Raw genomic sequence first — 23292 nt, 5'->3', positions numbered from 1 at the left:
CTAGCCTCGCACCGCGTTCATCATGTCCCACATTGGGGTAAAGATGCCCAAAGCCAGTACCAGTACCATCAAGGCGACAAAGCCAATCAAGATCGGCTCAATCCGCGCTGTGAGGGTTTTTAGGTCGTAATCCACCTCGCGCTCATAGAACTCCGCCGCCTCGTTGAGCAGCTCGTCCACCTGACCGGTCTCCTCCCCTACGCTGATCATCTGCAGCACCAAGGGGGTAAATAACTCACTGGTATTGGCGGTGCGCAGCAGGCTCTCGCCCCGCTCAATCCCGGCGCGCATCTCGCGGATCCGACTGGCCATATAGGCATTGTCCACCGCTGAGGCAACCAGACTCAAGGCTTGGTTGAGCGCCACGCCAGCGCTTAGCATCATCGAGAAACTGCGAGAAAAACGCGACAGCAATGAACGCTCGACCACCGAGCCGACAATCGGCATCTTGACCCTAAAGCGATCCCAGCGATAACCGCCGTCTTCAGTGCCGACATACCAACGAAAACCCGCTATCGCCAACACCACGCCAATCAGCAATAGCGGCCAGTAGTTCACGAAGAAGTTGGAGGTGCCGATCAAGATCCGTGTCATCAGCGGTAGCTCGACATTAAAGCGGCCGAAGATCTCCGCGAACTTCGGGATCACCATAATATTCAGCACCACCATGGCAATGGTGATGGCGATAATCACAAAGGTCGGATAGCGCATCGCGGTCTTGATTCGCTTGCGGGTATCCATCTCCAGCTCCAGATATTGCGCCAGCTGCAAGAAGGCTTCTTCGAGGCGACCGGTGTTCTCGCCCACGTGCACAATGCTCACATACAACTGGGAGAACACCTTGGGGTACTCTGCCATGGCGGTAGACAGCGCCCGGCCACTGCCAAGCCCTTCAGCGACGCCGGCCAGCGCATGCTTAAGCTGCTTACTGTGGGCAGTATCCGCCAGGCCATTAATCGCCCGCATAATCGGGATACCGGCCTTGGTGAGCGAATACATCTGGCGGGTAAACACTACCAGCTCTTCTAACTTAATCTGCCGCTCGAGCAGGCTGGCCAAACGGCTAAAATCAAAACCCGCGCCACCACCTTTGGACTCTTCGATCTTGATAGGAGTGAGGCCTCGGCGCAGCAGGTTATCGGCCACTGCCGCGGAGTTGGCCGCATCCAGTGTGCCATTGACCGCTTTACCGCTGCGGTCGCGACTTTGGTAGGCGAACACCGGCATTAGTGCTCAACCCCGGCGTCGTTCAGTTTGCTGTAGATATCGACCTCTTCCACCAATCGCAGTACCTCACTAACCGAGGTAACCCCTTGCTTGGCGTAATCCAAGGCGGCCATCGCCAGCGGTCGGTAACCGGGTGAGCCGTGGGAGGCCTTAGAGAAGGCATCGGGGTCGCCTTTGCGCAGCGCCTCCATCATGGGCTCATCCAGCTCCAGAAGCTCGAACACGCCGATTCGGCCGCGATAACCAGTGAAGTTACAGCTCTGACAGCCCTTGCCATGAACAAAACTCTCCTGAGACAGGTTTTGCTCGCTCAAGTGCTCCAGCCATACCTTTTCATCGGCTTGCAGGGCACGTGGGGTTTTACAGTTGTCGCAGACTTTGCGCACCAGACGCTGGGCCAGCACCGCACGTAGCGAGCTGGCAACCAAGTAGCCGGCGGCACCCATATCAATCAGACGCAGGGCACTGGTGATGGCATCGTTGGTGTGCAAGGTGGTTAGCACCAAGTGACCGGTTAAGGCGCCACGCAGGCCGATCTCAACGGTTTCTTGGTCACGCATCTCCCCCACCAGCAGGATGTCTGGGTCTTGACGCAAGGTGGTACGCAGCACCGTGGAGAAATCCAGGCCGATCTTGCTGTTCACTTGCACCTGATTGATCCGCGGGAGGCGGTACTCCACCGGGTCTTCCACGGTAATGATCTTATTACCCGGCTGGTTAAGCTCGGTGAGCGAGCCGTACAAGGTGGTGGTTTTACCGCTACCGGTGGGGCCGGTTACTACAATCATGCCATGGGGGCGTTTAAGCTGGCGGCGGAAGCGCTCCATAATATCGCTGGGCATCCCGGTTTGCTCTAGCGCCAACACACCAGCGCTTTGGTCGAGCAGACGCATCACCACCGACTCGCCGTTTTGGATTGGCATGGTGGAGAGACGCACATCCACCGAGTGGCCGCGTACCTTCATGTTAAAGCGGCCGTCTTGGGGCAGCCGTTTTTCTGAGATATCCAGCCCCGACATAAGCTTTAGACGCAGCACCATGGCCGCGGCAATCGAGACTTCGTTAAGCACGCTCTCTTGCAACACTCCATCTACCCGCTGGCGGATGCGTAGTACCTTTTCGTCGGGTTCGATATGGATATCCGACGCACCGACCTGCACCGCATCTTCAAACAGCGATTGCAGCAGTTTAACCACCGTGGTTTCGCTGCTTTGATCGTCGCCGGCGGCCAGGCCGATACTAAAATCGTCTTCCCCGCCGTACTCTTCTTCTAGCTCTTGGGCGAAGCCCTCAATCTCGCGGGTACGGCGGTAGTAGCGGTCGAAGGCTTCCACCAACTGCGACTCACGCGCCACCACGTATTTGATCTCAAACGGCGACAGCAGCCCTGACAGGGTATCCAGGCCAGTCAGGTCGGCCGGGTCGGAGACCGCCACGGTATACACGTCGCCATCTTGGTGAATCACCAAGGCGCGCAGGCGGCGAGCATGCACCTCGTTTAGCTTGGTGGCGACATTGGCGTCAATATTTAGCTGATTGAGGTCGACAAAGGCGATGTTTAGCTGGCGCGCCAAAAACTCCAGTAGTTGCACCTCGGTGATCACCCCGGTATCAATCAAGGTGGCGCCGAGCTTACGGCCGGTCTGTTTCTGGCGGGAGAGCGCGCTCATCAGCTGCTCTTCCGATATCACGCCCTCGCTAACCAGCAGGTCCCCCAGGCGCATGCGAAGTTTGGGTTGCACCATGGCTATTGCTCCAACTGTCGAATTCGTTGTTCTACAAACTGTCGCGAGTTCTCCGACAGTTGCCCCAGCAAGCTGGCTTGCTGATAGGCACGGTGGGCTTCGAGATACTGGCCGAGATGGTCGTTGGCCAGCGCATACCCAAACCACCAGCGCGCACGATCCGGCTCATACTGCACCAGCTGGCGATAGCTGCTCAGCGCATCTTGCTGGTAGCCCAACTGCTGGGCCAGCGCCGCTTTAGTGGCAAAGAAGTCGACATTGCCGGGCACCATCGGCTCATGGCCGTTGAGATAGAACCAGGCCTGTTGGGTGTTTTGCTGCTGAATAAAAATACGCGCCAGCAACAAACGGAAGGGCACATGTTGGGCGTCTTGCTCCAGACCCTGCTCTAACAGGCCAATCGCTTGCGCTTCACGGCGGCGGCCATACTCCAGCGCTGCCAGCTGCTCACGGGCACTGTGCTGGGACGAGTCGAGGCGCAGCACCGTGGAGAACTCCTCGCAAGCTTGCTCGGTATCGTTTTTTTCCATCGCCTTAAAGGCCCGCTTAAGGTGAAGCTCGACCCGTTGCTCACGGCTCAGCTCCAGCGGAATCACTTCCATATGCGACTCGCCAGAGTCGGCTTCAAGCGCAGTAGTCTTTGCTTCCGCGGGTTCTTGGGCGGATTCGGCAAGCTCAGCGCTTGGTGCAGTTTCAGGCTCGGCCTCGACCTCAGGGACGCTCTCGATGACCGGCTCAACTTGCTGCTCGACAATCGTTTGGTCTACTTGCGTCTCAGGTTGCGGTACTGGCGAGGGCTCGGATAGCGGCTCCGCTTCTAGAACGGCTGTGGTTTCCACTTCAGCGGTGGGTTCAGGCAGCGCGGCTCCATCCGCTGGCGTAGCCTCTGTTTCAGCAAGCTGGGTTGTAGTTTCGGGCTCTATTTGGCGTTCAACTGGCTCGCTGGCTTGTGCAAGCTCCTCAGTTTTAGGAGCGTCATCTCTAGGGGCTTGTGCTTGATTGGTAGCGGGCGTTGGCTCAGTCACGTCCACTGCGCTGTAGGGCATATCCACCTGCTTGAGCACTGGCCATAGCAGCCAACCGGCTGCCACCAGCGATATCAGCATAACCAACACCACCAAGCCCATTATCCATGGCGGCCGCTTGGCGGGTTGCACTAGCGGCGACATGGCTTGATTATCGCTTTGCTGGCGCTGCTCTAAATCGTTGAGCATTTTATTGATCACGCTCATCGCAGCACTCCCATGGCCAGCGCCGATGCCACAGCGGCTGCGCCGCAAAGCAGGCTGAGCGGGAGCAGTACGCTGCGCGGCGGCAGCGTGGCGTCTTCGGTATCGGAGATCGCCTGCTTAATCATTTTTACCGAGATAACCTTCTGCCCTTCGCCAAAGCAAAGCATCAATGCCTTATGCGCCAACACATTGATCAAGCGCGGGATCCCACGGCTGGCTTTGGTCAGCACCGCCAAGGATCGGGCGGTAAAGATCGCCCCGCCACGATACCCCGCCACATGCAGGCGATGCTGCAGATAACTGGCCACCTCATCGCGATTAAGCGGGCGCAGACTGTAGGAAAAGGTGATCCGCTGGCGCAGTTGGCGCAGCTGCTCTTTGGCCAGCCGCTGGTCAAGCTCCGGCTGACCGAATAATACGATTTGGATAAGCTTACGTTGCTCGGTCTCCAGATTGCCCAGCAGGCGAATTGCCTCGAGGCTCTCATCGCTTAAGGCTTGGGCCTCATCAATTAGCAATACCACCGGGCGGCCTTCACTGACTAGCGCAATCAGGCGCCGATGCAATTGGTCGAGCAAGGTATGGGGGTTGTCTTCGGCGGCCAACTCCAGACCCAGCTCCATGGCAATCGCGTGATAAAGCTGCAAGGGTGAAAGGGTCGGATTAGGCAGGTAGGCGAAGCGATAGCTCTGTTCCAGATCCACCAGCAACTTGCGGCAGAGAAGGGTTTTTCCGGTGCCCACTTCGCCGCTAACCTTGATAAAGCCTTCACCTTCCGACAGGGCAACCTGCAGCACATCGTTAGCTTCCTGATGCGGCTGCAAGCTCTGATAGAAGCCCGTGTTCGGCGTTAGGCCAAAGGGCGGATGCTGCAGGCCAAAATAGTCGAGATACATCGCCACTTACGGCTCCGGATACCAAGTGTTTAACAGGTCGCGCGAGCGCTCCAGCTCTTGCTGCCAAGTGTCTTGTTTCACCACGGTGGGCTTGAGCAAGATAATCAGCTCGGTCTTCTCGCTGGTGATGGTTTTGCTGGTAAACAGCTCACCCACCACTGGCAAGGAGCCCACAAATGGCACCCGCGATACCAGTTCTTGTTGGCGATTACGCATCAGACCGCCAATCACCACCACATCGCCGGAGTCGGCGCGGATAATGGTATCGGACTCGCGGATATCACTTTGCGCTAGAGGCAGGTCGATATCATCGCCAGCGCTGCCGAAGCTGATGGTTTTGCGCTGCTCAGAGACATCGGTAACCGAAGGGTGAACATGCAATAGCACCGAGTCTGAGGCATCGATTTGCGGCGTCACGTCCAGCGCAATCCCAGAGAAGAACGGGGTTAGCTGCACACTTGGCGTAGTGGTGGTACTAGTGCCAGATACCGTGGTAGTGGACACATCGGTCACAAAGTACTCGTCGGTACCGACCTTGATCACCGCTTTTTGGTTGTTCGAGGCAGTAATTCGCGGACTCGACAGCACATTTACATCACCTTGGGTTTCCAGCAGATTCACCACTGCTTCGAAGTTACTGTTGGAGATGGACAGCGCACCGCCGGTGCCCAGAATATTGGAGATGGCGTTGCCCGGGATTGCGCCATCTACCCCACCGATTACCGTGGTGGTATTGAACAAATCGCCCGCCCGCCACGAGACCCCCTGTTGATAGTCATCACTGAGCACAACTTCAATAATCTTGGCTTCGAGGATCACCTGACGCTGCAGCTGCCGCTCGGAGCGTTGTAGGAAGTCGCGGATAATCCGGATCTCATCGGGGAAGGCACGCACTGTGACCAAGCCAGCCTGTGGGCTGACCACCACCATGCGTCCTTCAGGCGTTTGGGCAGTACCGCTGCTATCGCGGCTCATATTCACGCCAATCATCCCACGCAGGGTTTCCTCTAACTCGGTCCAGTAGCGGGTCTCGGTGGACGACTCGATCTGTGAGCCATTAAAGTTGTCGCTGCTACTGCTGGACGAGCTCGAAGAAGACGACGAATTCGACGACGAGTTATTGAAGTTGCCGCTGTTATTGCTGCTGTTGTTAAAGTTATTGCTACTTGAGTTCTCAGTAATACCGCCGGAGTTGACCCGGGTGCGGGTAAAGCCGAAGCGCTCCAGCATCAGATAGTTAAGTGGAATGGTCTCAATGCGCATGCCCGCAGGATACACATGCAAGATGCGGCCGCGGCGCTGTACATCATAGCCATAGATGTCGCGCACCACGTCAAGCGCTTCTTCCAGGGTGACTTCTTTAAGCTTGAGGGTGATACGCCCTTCTACCCCGGGGTGAACCGCGATATTGAGGCTGGAGCCTTTGACCAGCGCGGTGAAAAAGCTTTTCGCCTCCACATTACGGGCATTCACATCGAAGCGTCGCTCCACCTGCAGCAGGTCAGCCTGGCCGACCGCCAGCTCAGGCATCAGCTCCGCCTGAATCTCAGCGCTTAACGGAGGCGGTGCAATCGAGGCGGTCGATTGTTGCTGCGCTTCGTCCAACGCCTGCTTCGCCGACACCGGATCGGGCCGGGGGGTCGACTGACATCCCGCCATCACCGTGCAGCAGATCACTAGCAGCATCCAATTTCTTATCATTGCTCATTACCCTTTGGCGCCGTCTCGATAACTGACACCCTATCCAATCGAAGTCTGTATTGTTGGCTGTTGAACAGCACCACCACGGCGTCTGCTTCCACCCGCTGGAGTCGATAACCATTGCGCGTCTCGCCCAGTGCGAGGTACTGCTGATTGAGGATCGCCCCAGCTTGCTCGCCGACGAACACCGCCTGCAAACTAGGCAGACTTTGCTGCTCAGAGCTCGCAGCCGCCACCGCTCTGGCCCCCGGTGGCCGAGTGGGATCGCTTAGCGGGTTGGCGTTCACCATCCCTGTTATCAGCAAGCTGATAAATAACCAGCAATTACGCACCAATGAAGTTCCTCGCTGTGCTTAAGGTGTAAATCTCAATCATCACCTTCGCCTGTGGGTGCTGCTCTACTTGGTAGTCGATCAGCATCCATAAAAAACCCTGCTGTAAGTCTTCTACCTTGCGCAGGTAGCGCAGCAAGGAGAAGTAGTCGCTTTCCAGCTCAATGCGTATCCCATGCCGATAAAAATTCGGCTCGCCCGGTTTAGCCTCCAGCTCATTAAGCAGCGGCGTCGGAGCCAAGGACTGCATACTGAGCAGACTCACCCCGGGGCTTTGTTTTAACAGCTGCTCCAGCACTGCGGCCATCTTGGAGACGGGGATCAGACCTGATTGCTTCTCAGCCAACTGCTCATCGATAAGCTTGATATCGCTCTGTAAAGCCATCAATTGCTCTGAGAGCTTCTGGTTTGGGTCTTCGCGCAAACGCAGTTGCAGGGCACTCATCGCCTGCTCATTAGTTTGGTACTGCTGCTGCAGTTGAGCCAGTTGCCGCTCAATCGCTTGGTTGTCCTTTTGCACCACTTCAATCCAGAAGGTGTACATCGGCAAGGCAATCAGCACCAAGCCGACGATGGCAATCAGCACCTTCTCTCGAATGCTGAGGCTGGAGTAGCGCTCTTGTAGCTGTTCGATCATTGCGCCCCCTGCGGTGTTGGCAAGGTACCGTGCAACTCAAAGCGCAGATAAGGCTCTTCGCGATACAGCTGCATCGCGGCAAAACCTTGCTGAGACAGTGCAGGATAGTCAGCAAACTGATTCACCCACCGTGGTACCAGCTCGCTGTCTTGGGTAAAGCCCAGTAAAGACATGCGGCCATCGTTGATAGTGATTTGGCTGAGCCAAAGCTGTTGCTGGGAGATGGTCGCCAAGGCTTGAAACACCTCGGAGAAGCCACCACTGGCGTAGTTATTCCCCTGCAGCCGCTGGCTGAGCAGGCGCTTGATCCGCAGCTCTTCTTGGCCAGCTTCCACCAGCTGTTGCAGGCGCGGGTCTAAGGTACGGCTGTTTACCGCCTGATTGAGCTGATTGATGCTTTGCTGGGAAGAGTCGACCCGCTGCTGCTGGACATCGCGTTGGGCCGCCAGCTGACGACCTTCCTGCATTTCCAGATAGCCCCAGCCACTCATCGCCACCAGCAATAGCAACCAAATCGCGAGTACCTGCTTGAGCGACAGGCGCTCCGGCTGAGGATGAAACTCCGGTGTATAGAGATTGACTCTTAGCTTCACGGCAGCACCTCGCTTTGCAAGGCGCCCAGTAGCGGCAGATGATCGAACTGCTCGGGTTCGCTGATATGGGCGTGCTCTAGTAGCGACACCTTGGCACTAAGGTTGGCTTGTAGCAGCTCCACAATGTGATCGCCAAAGCGGGTGGACAGCGATAAGTGGATCTGGCTGACATCCGGCTGTTTAAGCGATGCGGTAATAAAATCGATGGAACGCTGCAGCTCAAGGCTTAAGCTGTCGAAGTAGTCTTGGCTGAACTCAATCTCCTGCAGCTGTGCAATGCGAGAGAAGGCCCGCAGGTGACGGCTGAAAAATATCTGGCCGTCTTTCAGCACTAGCAGCTCAAGCTCAGAGCCGGTCACTTGCCACACCAGCATCTGGCAATGCTCAGAGGGGGCCTCGACGCTGGCCACTGCTAGCGATTCAGTGGTAATGCCGGTTAGTGCCCAACCGTTATGCTGGAAGCAATCCACCAAACGCTGAATCAATGGTCGACGCACACAGACCACGTTCAGCTTGGCACCACCCATCGGCGGAGTAGGCGCATCGTAGTAGTCCACCACCAAGTCAGTCACCGATTCAGCCACCATGTCCTTAATCGCCCAAGGCACGGCGCTGGCCAGCTCCTCATCAGGCACACTCGGCTTTTCTACCTGTAGCTGCTGATAGAGCTGGCTACTGAGGATAACGACTATCTCTGATTGCCGCTCCAAACGCACCTCTTTGGCCAACGCTTCGATGGCGCTAGCCCACTCATCTTGCGAGTTAACGGCTTGCTCAAACAGGCGATCAGGTTTATGACTGGTAATGATCTGTACCAGCTGAGGGCGGATATAGACACTCGCACGAGTTGTACCGGTTTTCCTCTTCCCGAAAGGTAATTTCATTCTAGTTCGCTAACTCCATGCGCAATTACCTTTAGTTATAACGGGTTGTGGGCAATAAATCACTGAAATGCTAGATATTATCATTGTATTCCTAGAACAAGCTCACGCCTCGGTAAAGGCTTCCGGACGGCCGAACCAATGCCCCTGCGCAGATTTGATACCTAAGCGCTGCAGCACCCGCCACTCCTCGTTGCGCTCAACCCCGGTAGCGATGACTTCGGTACGCTCGGCGCAACTGGCCATCAGCGAGCCGACTGCCAGTCGGTTGACATGGCGCAGGTGGATATCGCGGACCAAGCTGGGGTGAAGCTTGAGGTAGACCAGCGATAGCTCACTCAGGTACTGGGTGCTCAGCACCTGCTGGCCAGCTTTATCCACCGCCAGCTGTAAACCTTTGCGATTGAGCGCCTTGAGCCGCAGCATTTGTGCGTCATCTAACGCAGCCAACTCATTCTCGCGGAACTCGATCACTAATCGCGCCACCTGCTTGGCCGGCGCGGAAAACAACCACTGAACCAGCATCTTCATCACCGGGGTTTGCAGCACCAGCTCAACCCCTAGGTTGATTGCCAGTATCTGCTTGTGCTTGGCCACCGCGCTAAGAGCAAACTTGAGCGTCTCCATATCGAAGGCCTCAACCAGGCCGCTGCGTTTGGCCCAAGGCATAAACACCCCGGCGTTGATCTCTGCCCCCTGCATATTGCGGATGCGGATCAACAGCTCGCGGTGGTGGATCCGGCCATCTTGATCGAACACTGGCTGCGCCTGATAGTGCAGCTGTTGATGCTCCAGCGCATATTGCAAGGTGGTACGCCAGCGCACCGAGCCTTTGCCGGTAAGCTCGGAGTTAAGCTCCCGCTCTTCTACATACCAGCCGTTGCTACCCTGCATCTGGGCGACCCGCACCGCATCCTCGGCCTGCTCAACCACTAGCTGGGCGTTATCGCCGTATTGATAGCCTGCGATGCCGATGTAGAAGAAGTCCTCCGCCTCACACAGCGGTGGCAAGGTGATCCGCTCGAAGTTACGTAAGATAACGTGGGCCAAATCCTCGGCGTCGTTTTGGGTCGACAGCGGCAGCAGCAGGGCAAATTCATCACCGCTGTAACGCGACAGGCTGATCTCGCTGTTGCGCTCGGTGGCTTTTTGCAGCAGCTCGGCGCACTGTTTAAGCAAGGCATCGCCTTCACTGCGGGCATATTGGTAGTTGATGTCGTCCATGCCCTTTAGATACACAACCAGTACCGCACCGGTATGAGCATCAGCATCGCCAATCTCCGCTTCCAACTGATTGAGGAAGTGGGTGCGATTACTCAGTTTGGTCAACTCATCGATAAAGGCGTTTTGGCGGATCATCCGGTCAAAGCGGCTGCGCTCCTGTCGGGCCTCTTTAAGATCGCCAATCATCTGATCCAGCGCTTTGCTAGCAGCGCCGGGCCACTCTTTGGAGCGACCGTGTTCCAAGCGCCCGAGCAGAATCCGATTACCGCGCGCCTCCAGCAGTTCGGCTCCGCGCAACAAGCGCTTGGACCAATAGAACACCCCCAGCAAGCCACCAATGATCACCACCAAGCCGCCCAGCATTGCAATAATGGCGCTTGGCTCGTAGCTGAGCCGCTTCAGAGGGCTTTCCACCCACACCTGCACCATGAACTCCGGATGCTGCAACAGAGGGTACTGGTAGTGGGTCAGCTGTTCGGTGTTTCCGGTGAACTTAAGCTCGCGAAAGGTATAGATACTGCCGCCACGGTTGGAGACATCCAGTACCTGAATATTGTGGGCACGTAGCCAGCTTGGCAGCCACTGGGCGAACTCCGGGGTTTCCGGCTGCACCCCCAGTTGGTTATCGATCAGGCTGACAACGGATTCGAACTGGTGCTTTTGCTGGTTAATCGCCAGCTGACGAAAGGTGATGACCCCGCCACTGATGGTCAGTAGCAAGGCAACCAATACACAGGCAACCGTAAACAAAACGATCTGTCTCGAGAAGGTCAAGCGGGCTCCCTGTGTCGTAACGATTGGTTATTAATTCCACGATAGCAAAAGCGCTATAAATGAAAAAGGCCGGAATCTCCGGCCTTTAGCTTAGTTTACCACAATCTAATGATGAATTGCGCTACTGGCGAAGTGCGCGCTCACCCCGTCCCATGCCACACACACCACTGCGTACCACTTCCACGATCTCGGTGGATTGTGACAGGGTGCTAATGCAGGCATCCAGTTTGGCGCTGTCGCCGCTGAGCTGCATCACGTAAAGGCTTGGGGTGACATCGACGATCTGGCCACGGAAGATATCGCAGGTGCGGATTACTTCCTCACGGGCGCTGCCACTGGCGCGGACCTTAACCAGCATGATCTCGCGCTCCACGAAATCTGCCTCAGTCAGCTCTTGCACCTTGAGCACGTCCACCAACTTATTCAGTTGCTTGGTGATTTGCTCGGTGATTCGCTCATCGCCAAAGCTGGTGATGGTCATACGCGACAACGTTGGATCCTCGGTGGTCGCTACCGTCAGCGACTCGATGTTAAACCCGCGTTGGGAAAACAGGCCGGTAACCCGAGACAAGGCGCCAGCTTCGTTCTCTAACAGTACTGAAATAATGCGCCTCATTAGGTTCTCTCCGTTTTGCTTAACCACATGTCCTTCATCGATTCGGTCTTAATCTGCATGGGGTACACATGCTCTTCCGGATCCACCATGATGTCCATAAACACCACTCTGTCTTTGATGCTGATGGCCCGCTGCATCGCTTCTTCAAGCTCGCTCGGGTGATCCACCTTGATGCCAACATGGCCATAGGCCTCTGCCAGCTTCACAAAGTCGGGCACCGACTCCATGTAGGAGTGCGACTGTCGGCCACCATAGAACATCTTCTGCCACTGTTTCACCATGCCCAAGGAACGGTTGTTCAGCGACACAATCACCACCGGAATGCCGTACTGCAAGCAGGTGGACAGCTCTTGAATATTCATCTGAATCGAGCCATCGCCGGTAACGCAGACGACCGTTGCATCAGGGTGAGCCAGTTTCACGCCCATCGCTGCCGGGAAGCCAAAGCCCATGGTGCCGAGGCCACCAGAGTTAATCCAGCGACGCGGCTTGTCGAAGGGGTAGTAAAGCGCGGCGAACATTTGGTGCTGGCCAACATCGGATGCCACATAGGCATCGCCATCAGTCGCTTTGTACAGGCTCTCAATCACCTGCTGCGGCTTAATCAGTTCGCCGGTTTGATAGCTCAAACAGTTACGGCCACGCCACTCTGCGATGTTCTGCCACCAGGCATCGATGGCTTCGGCGTCGTTAACCGCGCCGATCTCTTCGATGCACTCAAGCATTTGATTCAGAACCAGTTCCACCGAGCCCACGATGGGGATATCAGCCACCACCGTCTTCGAAATAGAAGTAGGGTCGATATCGATATGCATGATGGTGGCATTCGGACAGAACTTGGCAACGTTGTTAGTTACCCGATCGTCGAAGCGCGCACCAACAGCGAAGATTAGGTCGCTGTTATGCATGCTCATATTGGCTTCATAGGTGCCGTGCATCCCGAGCATACCGAGGAAGTTTTTATCGGTAGACGGATACGCGCCCAAGCCCATCAGGGTTGAGGTCACAGGCAGGTTAAAGCGGTTGGCCAGCTGCATGATCTGCTCGCCAGCGTCGGCGATGATGGCACCACCACCGATGTACAATACCGGGCGTTTCGCTTCAGCCAGCGCTTTCACTGCACGCTTGATCTGACCTTTGTGGCCAGTCAGGCGAGGGTTGTAAGAGCGCATGCTGACAGATTTCGGGTATTCATAGGGAAATTTCAGCAGCGGGTTTTGCACATCTTTAGGCAGGTCGATGACCACCGGGCCGGGACGACCGGTCGCGGCAATGTGATAGGCCTTCTTAATCGCCTCAGGAATGTCTTCTGCCTTCTTGACCAAGAAACTGTGTTTAACCACCGGACGAGAGACACCGATCATATCGGTCTCCTGAAACGCGTCCTGGCCAATCAACGAGGTAGGGACCTGGCCAGATAGGACGACGAGGGGGATCGAGTCCATGTAAGCGGTGGCAATACCGGTGATGGTGTTGGTGGCGCCCGGTCCCGAGGTGACCAAGACCGTACCGACTTCACCAGTGGCGCGAGCATAACCATCCGCCATGTGGACGGCAGCTTGCTCGTGACGGACCAAGATGTGTTCAATATCGCTACTGTCGAACAGCGCGTCGTAGATATCTAATACAGAACCGCCAGGGTAACCAAAGATATGTTTTACTCCCTGGTCCTGTAAGCTGCGGACAACCATTTCGGCGCCGGATAACTTCTCCATGTGTTCAGCCTCCAGGCTTTATTATTTATTGCATGTTGTGTTGTAGACCAAGGGGGGCTTGGCCTGAGGGTTGTGACCCTTGCGCCCAGCTTAACTTTTATACTACCCAAACGTCTATGCTTTTATCTTTGCTCAGGGCTTTATGCTGAGCATGTCTAAAAAACAGCCAGTTTAGAACATAAAAAACCGAGAGCAGTGGCTGCTCTCGGTTAGTAATGGGTCGATTTTGGGTTGTTAGCGTTTATTCGTCTTCGTCAGACAGCCAAATCTGCTGCTCTGGGTCGTCATCTTCGCTGAGCGACACGCTGATTCCCATGTCATTGAGTTCTTTCAATGTCAGGTTATCGGCGATATCCATGGCTTCGCCATCTTCATTGTAAAAACGCATTTGCATCCTCCATGCAAGGTGGTTTTAGCTGGTCAGCCTAATTTTAGACAATGCCGTGGATTCTGCCTCAACACCGCTCTCAATATCGTTAATCACTAGCTGGGTGGCTGACGGATAGCTGACCTGTTGCCATAGCTGCTGGCTCAGCAACTCGGTGTCTTGCCAGGTGCCATCTTTAATCCGATTGGCCAAGAACGCCGACACATCCGGGAAGATCACCGGTTCTGCTTGGTCTTGCTGCAACCACGCGTCCACCGGGAAAGGCTCCAAGCTTTGCAGTACCGAGGCCAAGCCCAAGCTTTGCAAGGTGTAGGCATTGGTCACCTGTTCAAACTGGCCATGCAGTGGCTTGACCAATAGCTTCTTACCGGCGGCCATCGCTTCCGAGGGCAGCTCGAAGCCGGCATTACAAAACACCCCACTGCAGTCAGCCAGCGCCTTCAAGAACCCGCGGCGGTCTATCGGGTGCAGCAGCACGTTGTCCGACTGTTCCTTATTCTTAATGGCCGGGTGGAAGCACTTAAACTGGTAGCGACTGAAACGCTGCAGCAAGAAGATCACTTCTTGTAGGTCTTCAAAGGGCAGGTAAACCAGAATCGAACCATCGCTGTTCAGCTCGTCCATCGGCTCGATGATCGGCGGCAAGATCTCTTGCTGGAAGTGATACCAATGTACCCCCAAGGCGTGTTGGCAAGGCGCGTAGTGATGGGCCAATAGTCGGTTGAAAGTCCCCATCTCACGAGTAGGAATGTTTTGGGTAAACGCCGCTTGATGCGACACCGAGACACTTGGCAGGCCGTGGCGTTTAGCGGCCCAGGCGGTGAGTGGCTCAAAGTCGTTGATCAGCATCTCGTAACGGTCGAGGTTGAGCTTACCCATATCCAGCCAAGCTTGCCCCAGTGACAACTCGCGCGCTGTTTTCAAGCGATCAATCTTGCCGTTGCTGTGGTAGAAAGTGATCCCTTTGTACTGTGTGTAATCGCCAAACTCCGGTACATCGGGGCGCTCGCCTGCGCGTCCGGACATGATCACATCCACATCGATGCCAGCGTTACGTAACGCCTTACACATTAGGCGCGCCCGGGTGATGTGCCCATTCCCGGTTCCTTGTACACCGTAGAGTACTCGCATTCCTTGGTATTCCTTGATTAAAGCAAACAGTAAACGACCATCAGGCCAAGGCTGGCGCCCGCCACAACATCGCTAATAAAGTGGACCCCGAGCAGCACTCGAGAACAGGCGATCAAGATCGCCCAGGTAAAGGCCAACGCGCTCCATGCCGGGAAGACATGGGCAATGCAGCTCGCCATCACAAAGGCGCCTGCACTGTGGCCGGAAGGGAAGCTGAACTTGTCGCTGGGGCGGATAAACACCGGCAGCGATTGCGGACGGTTACGACGAAACACCTGCTTGAGCAGCACGTAGCTGGCCAGCTCAATGGCATAGGCAGGAAGCGCTAACGACAGGAACGCTTGGGCTTGCTCGGTAAAGCCAATCAATACGGCCAGCACCACGTACAGGTAGCCATCGCCCGAGTGCGAAATCACCCGCGCGACCTTCGCCACCTGATGATTAAAGCGGTGGCTCAAGCAATGTGTTGAAATGGCATAGTCCCAGCGAGTGAGCAACTGCAACATAGACACGTTCCCTTATCTTTGTTCTTCAGACTAAATTTCACTTAAGGGCGTTGCTCGCAGATGACAGTAGTGCGACAAATTGATGACAAAGTAGACGTTCTGCGAAACAGTTCAATCGACTGAACTTGAGCTGAATAGCGCTAAACAGTTAGCATGAGCTACTTCGATTTCAGCATTGAATGCTGCCCGCGACCTAGCCGCGCGGTTAAATGGACAAGGATCTAATATGTCTGAGCGTGTATTTATATTCGACACAACCCTACGCGATGGTGAGCAGGCGCTGGCTGCCAGCTTAACCGTAAAAGAGAAACTACAAATCGCATTGGCGCTGGAGCGCCTCGGTGTCGACATCATGGAAGTGGGCTTTCCCATCTCTTCCCCGGGCGACTTCGAGTCGGTGCAAGCCATTGCGCGGCAGATTAAAAACTCGCGGGTGTGTGCCCTGTCGCGCGCCCTGAAAAAAGATATCGATGTGGCCGCAGAGGCGCTTAAAGTAGCCGAAGCGTTTCGTATCCATACCTTTATCTCCACCTCCACAGTACATGTGGAGAGCAAGCTACGCCGCTCCTTCGACGACGTACTGGAGATGGCGGTCGGCGCGGTTAAGCACGCCCGCAACTACACCGACGACGTAGAGTTTTCCTGCGAAGATGCCGGCCGTACCCCCATCGATAACCTCTGTCGTATGGTAGAAGCGGCGATTCGAGCAGGTGCCAGCACCATTAACATCCCCGATACCGTGGGCTATACGGTGCCCAGCGAGTTTGGTGGGATTATTGGCACCTTGTTTGAGCGAGTACCGAACATCGACCAAGCGGTGATCTCGGTGCACTGCCACGACGACCTGGGCCTGTCGGTAGCCAACTCGATTGCTGCGGTTGAGCAAGGGGCGCGCCAGATCGAATGTACCGTAAACGGCATCGGCGAGCGTGCTGGCAACTGTTCGCTGGAAGAGGTGGCGATGATCCTCAACACCCGCAGCCAGTACCTCAACAAGCTCAGCACCAACATCAACGCCAAAGAGATCTCTCGCACCAGCCAGCTGGTCAGCCAGCTGTGTAACATGCCGATCCAAGCCAACAAAGCAATTGTCGGCAGCAATGCCTTCTCCCACTCCTCGGGGATCCACCAAGATGGCATGCTGAAAAACCAAAATACCTACGAGATCATGACCCCCGAGAGCATCGGCCTTAACAAGAACACGCTGAATCTTACCTCTCGCTCAGGCCGCCACGTGATCAAACATCGCATGGAAGAGCTGGGATATAACGACAAAGATTACGACCTCGATGAGTTATACGCCGAGTTCCTCAAGCTGGCAGACCGCAAAGGGCAGGTATTTGATTATGACCTTGAGGCGCTGGTGTTCTTCAACAACCTGCAGAGTGAGCCCGACCATTTCACCCTCGAGTACCTGTCGGCGCAAAGCGGCTCAGACGTAGTATCTACCGCTACCGTACAACTGCGCGCGGGCGAAGAGGTGATGCTGGAAGCAGGCACCGGTAACGGCCCTATCGATGCGGCGTACCGCTGCTTGCGCAAACTAACCGGCTACGACATCAAGATCGACGATTACACCATCGAGGCAGCCGGTGGCGGCAGCAATGCGGCGAAGAAAGCCGACATCAAAGATGCGCTGGGCAAGGCCAATATCGTGGCCAACTATCAAGGGCGCCGCTACCACGGCATGGGCCTGGCCACCGACATTGTGCAGGCCTCGGCACTAGCCTTTGTGCATGTGCTCAACCATATCTACCGGGCAGAGCAAGTCGCCAAACAAAAACAGCAAAACGAGGGCTAAATGGCTAGCACCTCCCGGTTAAAAACGGGCTTACTGTTGATAGCGGCCTCGCTGCTATCAACGGTCCATTCTGAGCAGCTACGTTTTGAGCGTGAGGGGCAGCAGTACAGCTACCAATGGCGCGATGGACAGCGCAGCCTACAAAGCCTGAGCTTTAGCTTGGGAGACTACCCAAGAGAGCTCACTCGTTCTCAAGCCTACCGGCATGAGCATTGGCAGCAGTATCTAATGGATGCGCTGCGCGCCTGGCTGGCACAGCAAGCCCCCGAGCAGCAGCTGCAGTTTACTCTCAGTGATGCGTCGTTAAGCTACAGCCTGCGCGGGCCTGCAATGGATGCTCAGGAAAAGCAAACACTGCTTGCCGAGTTGCGTCTGCAGCAATCGAGCGTTCGCCAAGCCTATTTTCAACAGTACCACTATCAATGGCTGCAGCTACATGGCGGTATTAGCGGCATTACTCCATCTCATCAGCAGCTCGCCGAACTCAGTTCGCCTCACCTCCAAGCGCTGGCGGATGCCACCTTGGGGGAAGGAGAAAACGCACTGGAGATGCGCCAGCACATTGCACTGATGTTAAGCTTCGTTCAGGCCATTCCCTACAACCAGCTGCAATCGGCCGACGGTAAGCGAGGAAAGGGCTACCAGACCCCGATTCAGGTGATACGCAACAACCAAGGAGATTGTGACAGCAAGAGCACCCTGCTGGCAGCTGTGATCCGCCAAGCTTACCCACGGATCGCGGTGGCTATGGTGTATCTCAATGACCATGCGCTACTAGCAGTAGATATCGGCCCAGAGGCGGGCGATGAAACCATCGATGTGTCCGGCAGGCCGATGGTGCTCATCGAGCCAACCGGGCCCGCCCAGCTTCCGATAGGTAGAGTGGGAAGCGGCTCTAGGCAGAAAATAGGTTCCGGCCAGTACACAACCGTATTGCTGGACTGGCCGGTAATCAGGCAGGGCGAACCTTAACTCACCGATTCAAAAGATAAAGCGTACTCATTGCCATCGACGCGGACTACGGTGGCATCGGCGCGCAGTGGCGGAACGCCTTCACCACGCAAAGCCACTGAAACCTTATCGCCTTCGGCGAGTTTGAGCGTCGACAAGGCAATCGCCATTCCCGTCGCACTTAAGTCACGACACAGGCCATAGGCCTGCTCGCTGCCCTTCGTTACTTCCACCTCAGCGTCGATCATCATCCGCTGGAAGGTGCGCTTATCAATGTCTCGAATCATATCGCCCTTCTATTTACCTTCTATAGTCGCTCTTCAGCAAACGAAGCCAAACGGCTTCGAACCACACCATTGAGGTAGACGTTCGCGCTACCCTCAAAATCCTTGAATCGCTCAACGATATAGGTCAGCCCGGAGGTCACAGCGGTCAGGTAGTTGCTGTCGATCTGGGCCAAGTTTCCACAACATACCAGCTTGGTTCCCTCACCACATCTGGTAATGATTGTTTTCAGCTGGGAAGCCGTCAAATTTTGACACTCGTCCAGAAAAACAAAGGCGTTCTGGATGCTGCGTCCACGCATAAAGTTGACCGACTTAAACTGTATGTTGGCTTTATCCATAATGTAGTTCATTGAGCCAGCCATCGACTCGTCGTGTTTGTGCAGCACCTCTAAGGTGTCGGTGATCGCCGCCAACCACGGCGCCATTTTCTCTTCTTCAGTGCCGGGCAAGAAGCCAATAGACTCTGCAATGTCTGGGGTGTTACGCGTTACCAAGATTTTGTCGTAGATCCCCTTCTCAACCACTAATTCCAGTGCACAGGCCATCGCCAGCAAGGTTTTACCGGAGCCTGCTGGGCCGGTTAGGATTACCAAGTCGATGTTGGGATCGAGCAAGGCATCAAAGGCCATTCCCTGATAGATGTTCTTCGGGTGCACACCCCAAGCATGCTTGGCCATCAGTCGCTCGTAGCCTAAATCGAGTAACTCAACCTTATCTTTCTCAATCTTAGACACCCGCGCTGCAAAGCTTTCGGTATCATCGATAACATATTGATTTACATAGCTTGGCCCGATGATGTCGGCGTCAACGCTATGATAGGTATCGCGCCCAGAGGTGGTACTGTCACAGTCTTTGACTCGTCCCCAGAAGCTGCCTTCTAGTTCGTTAAAACCTTTAGCTAGCAGTCGGATATCGTCAATCAACTGATCGGTTCGGTAATCTTCAACCTTGTTTAAACCGGCACCTTTGGCTTTAAGGCGCATATTGATGTCTTTGGTGACTAACACCACCTCGCGGGGTTGGTTGTTGTCTTGCAAGAAAAGCGCGGCATTGATGATGCGGTTATCAGGTTCATCATCGGTAAAACTTTGGACATTTTTATCGAGAGAGTGGTCTTGAAAGATTGAGACCTTACCGCTCGCTTGATTATCAGCTTCGTTTTTCAGCTCAACCCCGCTGACGATCTCTTCCGGCGATGCGGTGGCAAAAATATCTTCGAGGGCCCTGATGGCGATGCGTGCATCTCGGCTGACATCCTTTTGCCGATCCTTGATCCGATCAAGTTCTTCCAACACAGTCATGGGGATAACAACGTCGTGTTCTTGAAATGAGTAGATGGCGAGGGGTTCGTGCAGCAGAACGTTGGTGTCGAGGATGAACAGTTTACTGGCAGATTTTTCTTCCATATTGGCCCTCCAAAGCGGGAATCCGTGCAAGCATTTTTGTAAACCTTCAACTTCAGGCTAATTCATCACCAAGGGCTTTACAATGGTGCCAGCTCACAGCCACAGCTAAGCGCTGCTTTTTTACTCAATGAGCATCCACGGTGTTATTCCTTCGCAAACAAGCGCGAAACTTTGCGTAAGCTCACAAAAAAACAGTACTATTCCCCTATCACTTACCTGCTTACTACCGCCGTGCAAAACCTGTTATTCGCACTTTCGATCACCGCTCCTATTGTTCTTATGCTGTCTTTGGGTATCGCGCTACGGCAATTGGGCAGACTCGATCAAAGCTTTATCAAGTCGGGCAATGATCTGGTGTTTCGCATCTGCTTGCCGTCGATGCTGTTTCTTAGCACTGCATCCACTCACTTGAGCGAGAGTTTTGACCGTCAGCTAATCGGTTTTGGTATTGCGCTAACCCTCGGCTCTATCGCACTGCTGAGCTTTGTAGGGAGACGCTGGCTGCGTAAAGGCCGGCTGCGCGTATTTGTACAAGGCGCTTTTCGTGGAAACCTCGGGATTATTGGTGTAGCGATGGTAGTCAACGCCTATGGAGAAAGCGTGCTGCCAAAAGTCGGGGTGTTCTTTGCCGTGCTTACCCTGCTGTATAACATCTCGGCGATTGTGGTACTCGGCGGGGGACAAGGTCGGGGACTCGTTGTTAGCCTTGCTAAGAATCCTCTGGTGAAAGCCATCTTTGCTGGTAGCATCTGGTCGATGCTCTCTCTGCCCGTCCCAGAGGTGATGCACACCACCCTTAGCTACCTAAGTGATATTACGCTGCCGCTCGCGCTTATCTGTATCGGCGCGGGCCTGCAATGGCGTAGCTTCCAAAGCAATCTAGTCCCTGTCGCCTGGGCCAGCGCCTACAAGTTGGTGCTTTTGCCGGCCTCCGCCGTCATCATCGGCCTGCTGCTGCACTTTGAAGGACAAGACATCGGAATATTGTTCATGATGATGGCTTCACCTAGCGCAGCAGCCAGTTATGTGATGGCCGATCAAATGACCGACCAAGGGGCGATGGCCGGGGAGATAGTCGCGATGACAACCTTGGCTAGTGCGATAACAACCAGCATCGGCCTGTATGTGTTGGCCTCTCTGAATGTACTCGGGCTATAGAGCTAGCCGGACTCCGCTTCTGATTGAGCGCGGCGGATAAAGCTCAGCTTGGTGCCTTTAAAGGTCAACTGGGCTAACAGTTGTTTCGCTTGTGCCGCACCTTCACTGTCCAGTTGAATGCCATATTGTTGTTGGCCACGCACTCGCTGTTGGTTCTTAATAAGGCCGCTTAGCTTGTACTGAACTTTGGTAAAGGCGTGGCTCACCATCAGCGAGATGTTCTCATCTATCGCTAGTACCGGTGCAATACCGCCATAGCTAATACGACAGCCGTTCGCCGAGAGATCCTGAACCCTAACTTCCACCTGGCGATCCGCCACTTTTATGTAACCCAAGGCTTCAAAGTTATAACGCACTTCATCGCGTAAACTGCAGACCTGTGCCTGCTGTGGCATTGGCAAAACAAACAGACCTAGAGGCTGAGTAAGCACATGGCTAATGCGACTCTTGAAGCGCACCATCACCCCTTCCCCTTGGCCACAGGTCGCGGTAACAACCACCCAGACTTGCTGTAAGAAGAACTCTTCGAGGTCTTTCTTGGTCACCTCAGGAAGTGAGAAGTAAAGTTGATTGAGTTGATCGTTGGAGCCGATAAACACGGTGGTGGTTTTCATCCGTTGGCCAATCGCAGTGACTAGCTCAATGGTGACTTCCATACCATGGTGTAGATGTTCGATAGCCGCTAACCCAGTTTTTGTTTCCGTACGCTCTTTTAAAAGCTGTTGTCGTTTCTGATATTGAGAGGACACGATTTCCATTCTTAGATGTTTTTTTGATTATTTAATCTAAGCAGGTGATGTATTGCAACTGGTATCTGTTGAAGATAAAAATAACATCATTATCAGCAAAGCTAGCTCTGGCCCCTCTAATGAGCAGTTCCCGTAAAAGATCGCTCTACATTTCCTTTGTTAAATCCCCGCTATAGAATTACAAGACCAATATATCTCTCCGGTTACTGATGTCGCGACAGCCCACACCGAGCGTTACCATTGAAGAGCTAAGCCGTGAGCAACTCGCCTTGGTAAAGCCTCTCTATAAGCAGTTCTATAAGTCCGCCACTCCCAGACGCGATGACCGCTTGTTCATTGCACGTAACGATCATAGAGCCATCATCGCCGCCGCTAAGCTTAGAGTTATCGATGGCAAATACTGGCTATTGAGTGGGGTAGTGGTAGCGCCAGCATTCCGTCAACAAGGGATCGCGAGTCTGTTGTTATCTCACGTGCTACAACGTGTTGAGGAGCGACCTTGTTACTGCTTTTGTCACCCACAGCTCGCAACGCTGTACATTGAGCTTGGGTTTGAGACCCTAGATGAACTCCCCGACTCGGTGCTAGCCAGGTTTAATACATACAGACGTAGTAAGCGTGATTTGGTAGCGCTGAAGTTTCGCTGTTAAGGGATAGCGGCAAAGGCTTTGTTAAAAGCTAGAAGCGGCATCTCTAATCACCATAAAGCCATTCATGGTGCGCTTTGATCCCCGAGCCAAACCCGGTCAGTCTCGCGTGCGCTGAATGAAATAAGGCACCGCTAATCAGCTGCTGGCTCGGTATCATTGACTCACCGCGAAGCCTTTCACATGGGGGTGGAGGCGGCGCTGTTAACAAACCGCAGGTTTGTGCCGCTGGAGTGCGTAGGACGGAGTCCGGAGCTGGATGTCCCACCCTGTGGGCTGATGGGGAGGGAGGTAACTGCCCTGCAGTTACACAAACAAAAAAGGCCACCCGGTTAGGGTGGCCTTTTTTGTTTAAATAAGAGCCTGGCAGTGACCTACTTTCACATGGGGAAGCCCCACACTATCATCGGCGCAGTTGCGTTTCACTTCTGAGTTCGGCATGGAGTCAGGTGGTTCCACAACGCTATTGCCACCAGGCAAAAAACGGTGTCTTTAGCAATTCGGATAAGGATAAAGATTTAAATCAGAGTTCAAACAAGCATTTCTTGTTTAGGTGAACAACAACACCCCTTAGGTGTTGTATGGTTAAGCCTCACGGGTAATTAGTACAGGTTAGCTCAACGCCTCACAACGCTTACACACCCTGCCTATCAACGTCGTAGTCTTCGACGGCCCTTCAGAGACCTTAAAGGTCT

The 23292-nt window shown here is 54.6% G+C and carries 22 protein-coding genes and 2 rRNA genes; 4 read left to right on the top strand and 20 right to left on the bottom strand.

Annotated elements, in window-relative coordinates:
- From G461_RS0108340 to G461_RS0108270, 15 genes are all read right to left on the bottom strand, one after another.
- Window positions 1-1227: a type II secretion system F family protein gene (locus G461_RS0108340; protein WP_026971495.1), complete on the bottom strand. Its 1227-nt coding sequence runs from the start codon at window positions 1225-1227 to the stop codon at window positions 1-3.
- Window positions 1227-2972, bottom strand: a complete 1746-nt coding sequence (locus tag G461_RS0108335) for a GspE/PulE family protein (RefSeq protein ID WP_026960022.1) — start codon at window positions 2970-2972, stop codon at window positions 1227-1229. Before G461_RS0108335 ends, G461_RS0108340 begins: the two co-directional genes overlap by 1 nt.
- Window positions 2973-2974: 2 nt before the next feature.
- Window positions 2975-4204, bottom strand: coding sequence for a tetratricopeptide repeat protein (locus G461_RS25450; RefSeq protein WP_051333453.1), 1230 nt, complete (start codon window positions 4202-4204; stop codon window positions 2975-2977).
- The gene (locus G461_RS0108325; RefSeq protein WP_026971494.1) at window positions 4201-5100 is read right to left on the bottom strand and encodes an ExeA family protein; all 900 of its coding nucleotides are present in this window, start codon (window positions 5098-5100) and stop codon (window positions 4201-4203) included. Before G461_RS0108325 ends, G461_RS25450 begins: the two co-directional genes overlap by 4 nt.
- A 6-nt stretch (window positions 5101-5106) precedes the next feature.
- On the bottom strand, window positions 5107-6801 hold the full coding sequence (gene mshL / locus G461_RS0108320) for a pilus (MSHA type) biogenesis protein MshL (protein WP_035479826.1): 1695 nt from the start codon (window positions 6799-6801) through the stop codon (window positions 5107-5109).
- The gene (locus G461_RS23720; RefSeq protein WP_157360261.1) at window positions 6798-7133 is read right to left on the bottom strand and encodes a hypothetical protein; all 336 of its coding nucleotides are present in this window, start codon (window positions 7131-7133) and stop codon (window positions 6798-6800) included. Before G461_RS23720 ends, mshL begins: the two co-directional genes overlap by 4 nt.
- Window positions 7126-7770, bottom strand: coding sequence for a type II secretion system protein GspM (gene gspM, locus G461_RS0108310; RefSeq protein ID WP_026971492.1), 645 nt, complete (start codon window positions 7768-7770; stop codon window positions 7126-7128). Before gspM ends, G461_RS23720 begins: the two co-directional genes overlap by 8 nt.
- Window positions 7767-8363 carry a hypothetical protein gene (locus G461_RS0108305; RefSeq protein ID WP_026971491.1) on the bottom strand — a complete coding sequence of 199 codons (597 nt, stop codon included), beginning with the start codon at window positions 8361-8363 and terminating at the stop codon, window positions 7767-7769. The genes gspM and G461_RS0108305 overlap by 4 nt, the downstream gene beginning before the upstream one ends.
- Complete coding sequence (locus tag G461_RS23715; protein ID WP_051333452.1) at window positions 8360-9247, bottom strand: hypothetical protein; 888 nt, start codon at window positions 9245-9247, stop codon at window positions 8360-8362. Before G461_RS23715 ends, G461_RS0108305 begins: the two co-directional genes overlap by 4 nt.
- 102 nt (window positions 9248-9349) lie before the next feature.
- On the bottom strand, window positions 9350-11242 hold the full coding sequence (locus G461_RS0108295; protein ID WP_026971490.1) for an EAL domain-containing protein: 1893 nt from the start codon (window positions 11240-11242) through the stop codon (window positions 9350-9352).
- A gap of 121 nt (window positions 11243-11363) precedes the next feature.
- The gene (gene ilvN / locus G461_RS0108290; RefSeq protein WP_026960015.1) at window positions 11364-11858 is read right to left on the bottom strand and encodes an acetolactate synthase small subunit; all 495 of its coding nucleotides are present in this window, start codon (window positions 11856-11858) and stop codon (window positions 11364-11366) included.
- Window positions 11858-13573, bottom strand: coding sequence for an acetolactate synthase 3 large subunit (locus G461_RS0108285; RefSeq protein ID WP_026971489.1), 1716 nt, complete (start codon window positions 13571-13573; stop codon window positions 11858-11860). Before G461_RS0108285 ends, ilvN begins: the two co-directional genes overlap by 1 nt.
- Window positions 13574-13814: 241 nt before the next feature.
- Window positions 13815-13961, bottom strand: a complete 147-nt coding sequence (locus G461_RS26220; RefSeq protein WP_169720182.1) for a hypothetical protein — start codon at window positions 13959-13961, stop codon at window positions 13815-13817.
- Between the two features lie 24 nt (window positions 13962-13985).
- Entirely contained in the window at window positions 13986-15092 is a 1107-nt protein-coding gene (locus tag G461_RS0108275; protein ID WP_026971488.1) for an MJ1255/VC2487 family glycosyltransferase, read from the bottom strand.
- 17 nt (window positions 15093-15109) lie between these two features.
- The gene (locus G461_RS0108270) at window positions 15110-15598 is read right to left on the bottom strand and encodes a phosphatase PAP2 family protein (protein WP_035479819.1); all 489 of its coding nucleotides are present in this window, start codon (window positions 15596-15598) and stop codon (window positions 15110-15112) included.
- Window positions 15599-15824: 226 nt separating this feature from the next.
- Here G461_RS0108270 and leuA point away from each other — a divergent pair, with 226 nt between their 5' ends.
- The gene (leuA, locus tag G461_RS0108265) at window positions 15825-17399 is read left to right on the top strand and encodes a 2-isopropylmalate synthase (protein ID WP_026971486.1); all 1575 of its coding nucleotides are present in this window, start codon (window positions 15825-15827) and stop codon (window positions 17397-17399) included.
- Window positions 17400-18371, top strand: a complete 972-nt coding sequence (locus G461_RS0108260) for a hypothetical protein (RefSeq protein ID WP_026971485.1) — start codon at window positions 17400-17402, stop codon at window positions 18369-18371.
- Here the strand turns inward: G461_RS0108260 and G461_RS0108255 are convergent.
- Together G461_RS0108255 and G461_RS0108250 are read right to left on the bottom strand one after the other, a co-directional pair.
- Window positions 18368-18637: a PilZ domain-containing protein gene (locus tag G461_RS0108255; RefSeq protein ID WP_026971484.1), complete on the bottom strand. Its 270-nt coding sequence runs from the start codon at window positions 18635-18637 to the stop codon at window positions 18368-18370. The genes G461_RS0108260 and G461_RS0108255 overlap by 4 nt on opposite strands.
- A 20-nt stretch (window positions 18638-18657) precedes the next feature.
- On the bottom strand, window positions 18658-20043 hold the full coding sequence (locus tag G461_RS0108250) for a PhoH family protein (RefSeq protein WP_026971483.1): 1386 nt from the start codon (window positions 20041-20043) through the stop codon (window positions 18658-18660).
- 309 nt (window positions 20044-20352) lie between these two features.
- Here G461_RS0108250 and G461_RS0108245 point away from each other — a divergent pair, with 309 nt between their 5' ends.
- Entirely contained in the window at window positions 20353-21201 is an 849-nt protein-coding gene (locus tag G461_RS0108245; protein WP_169727241.1) for an AEC family transporter, read from the top strand.
- Between the two features lie 2 nt (window positions 21202-21203).
- On the opposite strand, the gene G461_RS0108240 is transcribed toward G461_RS0108245, so the two are convergent.
- Window positions 21204-21857: a PilZ domain-containing protein gene (locus G461_RS0108240; protein ID WP_026971481.1), complete on the bottom strand. Its 654-nt coding sequence runs from the start codon at window positions 21855-21857 to the stop codon at window positions 21204-21206.
- A gap of 302 nt (window positions 21858-22159) precedes the next feature.
- Here G461_RS0108240 and G461_RS23710 point away from each other — a divergent pair, with 302 nt between their 5' ends.
- Entirely contained in the window at window positions 22160-22600 is a 441-nt protein-coding gene (locus tag G461_RS23710; protein WP_051333450.1) for a GNAT family N-acetyltransferase, read from the top strand.
- A gap of 358 nt (window positions 22601-22958) precedes the next feature.
- Here the strand turns inward: G461_RS23710 and rrf are convergent.
- A 5S ribosomal RNA gene (gene rrf, locus G461_RS0108225) occupies window positions 22959-23074 on the bottom strand.
- 104 nt (window positions 23075-23178) lie between these two features.
- A 23S ribosomal RNA gene (locus tag G461_RS0108220) occupies window positions 23179-23292 on the bottom strand; the annotation flags it as partial.

The organism is Aliagarivorans marinus DSM 23064 (genome assembly GCF_000429485.1).
Lineage (GTDB): Bacteria > Pseudomonadota > Gammaproteobacteria > Enterobacterales > Celerinatantimonadaceae > Aliagarivorans > Aliagarivorans marinus.
Note: the sequence above shows the minus strand (reverse complement) of the source record. Positions and strands in the feature narration are given on the sequence as shown.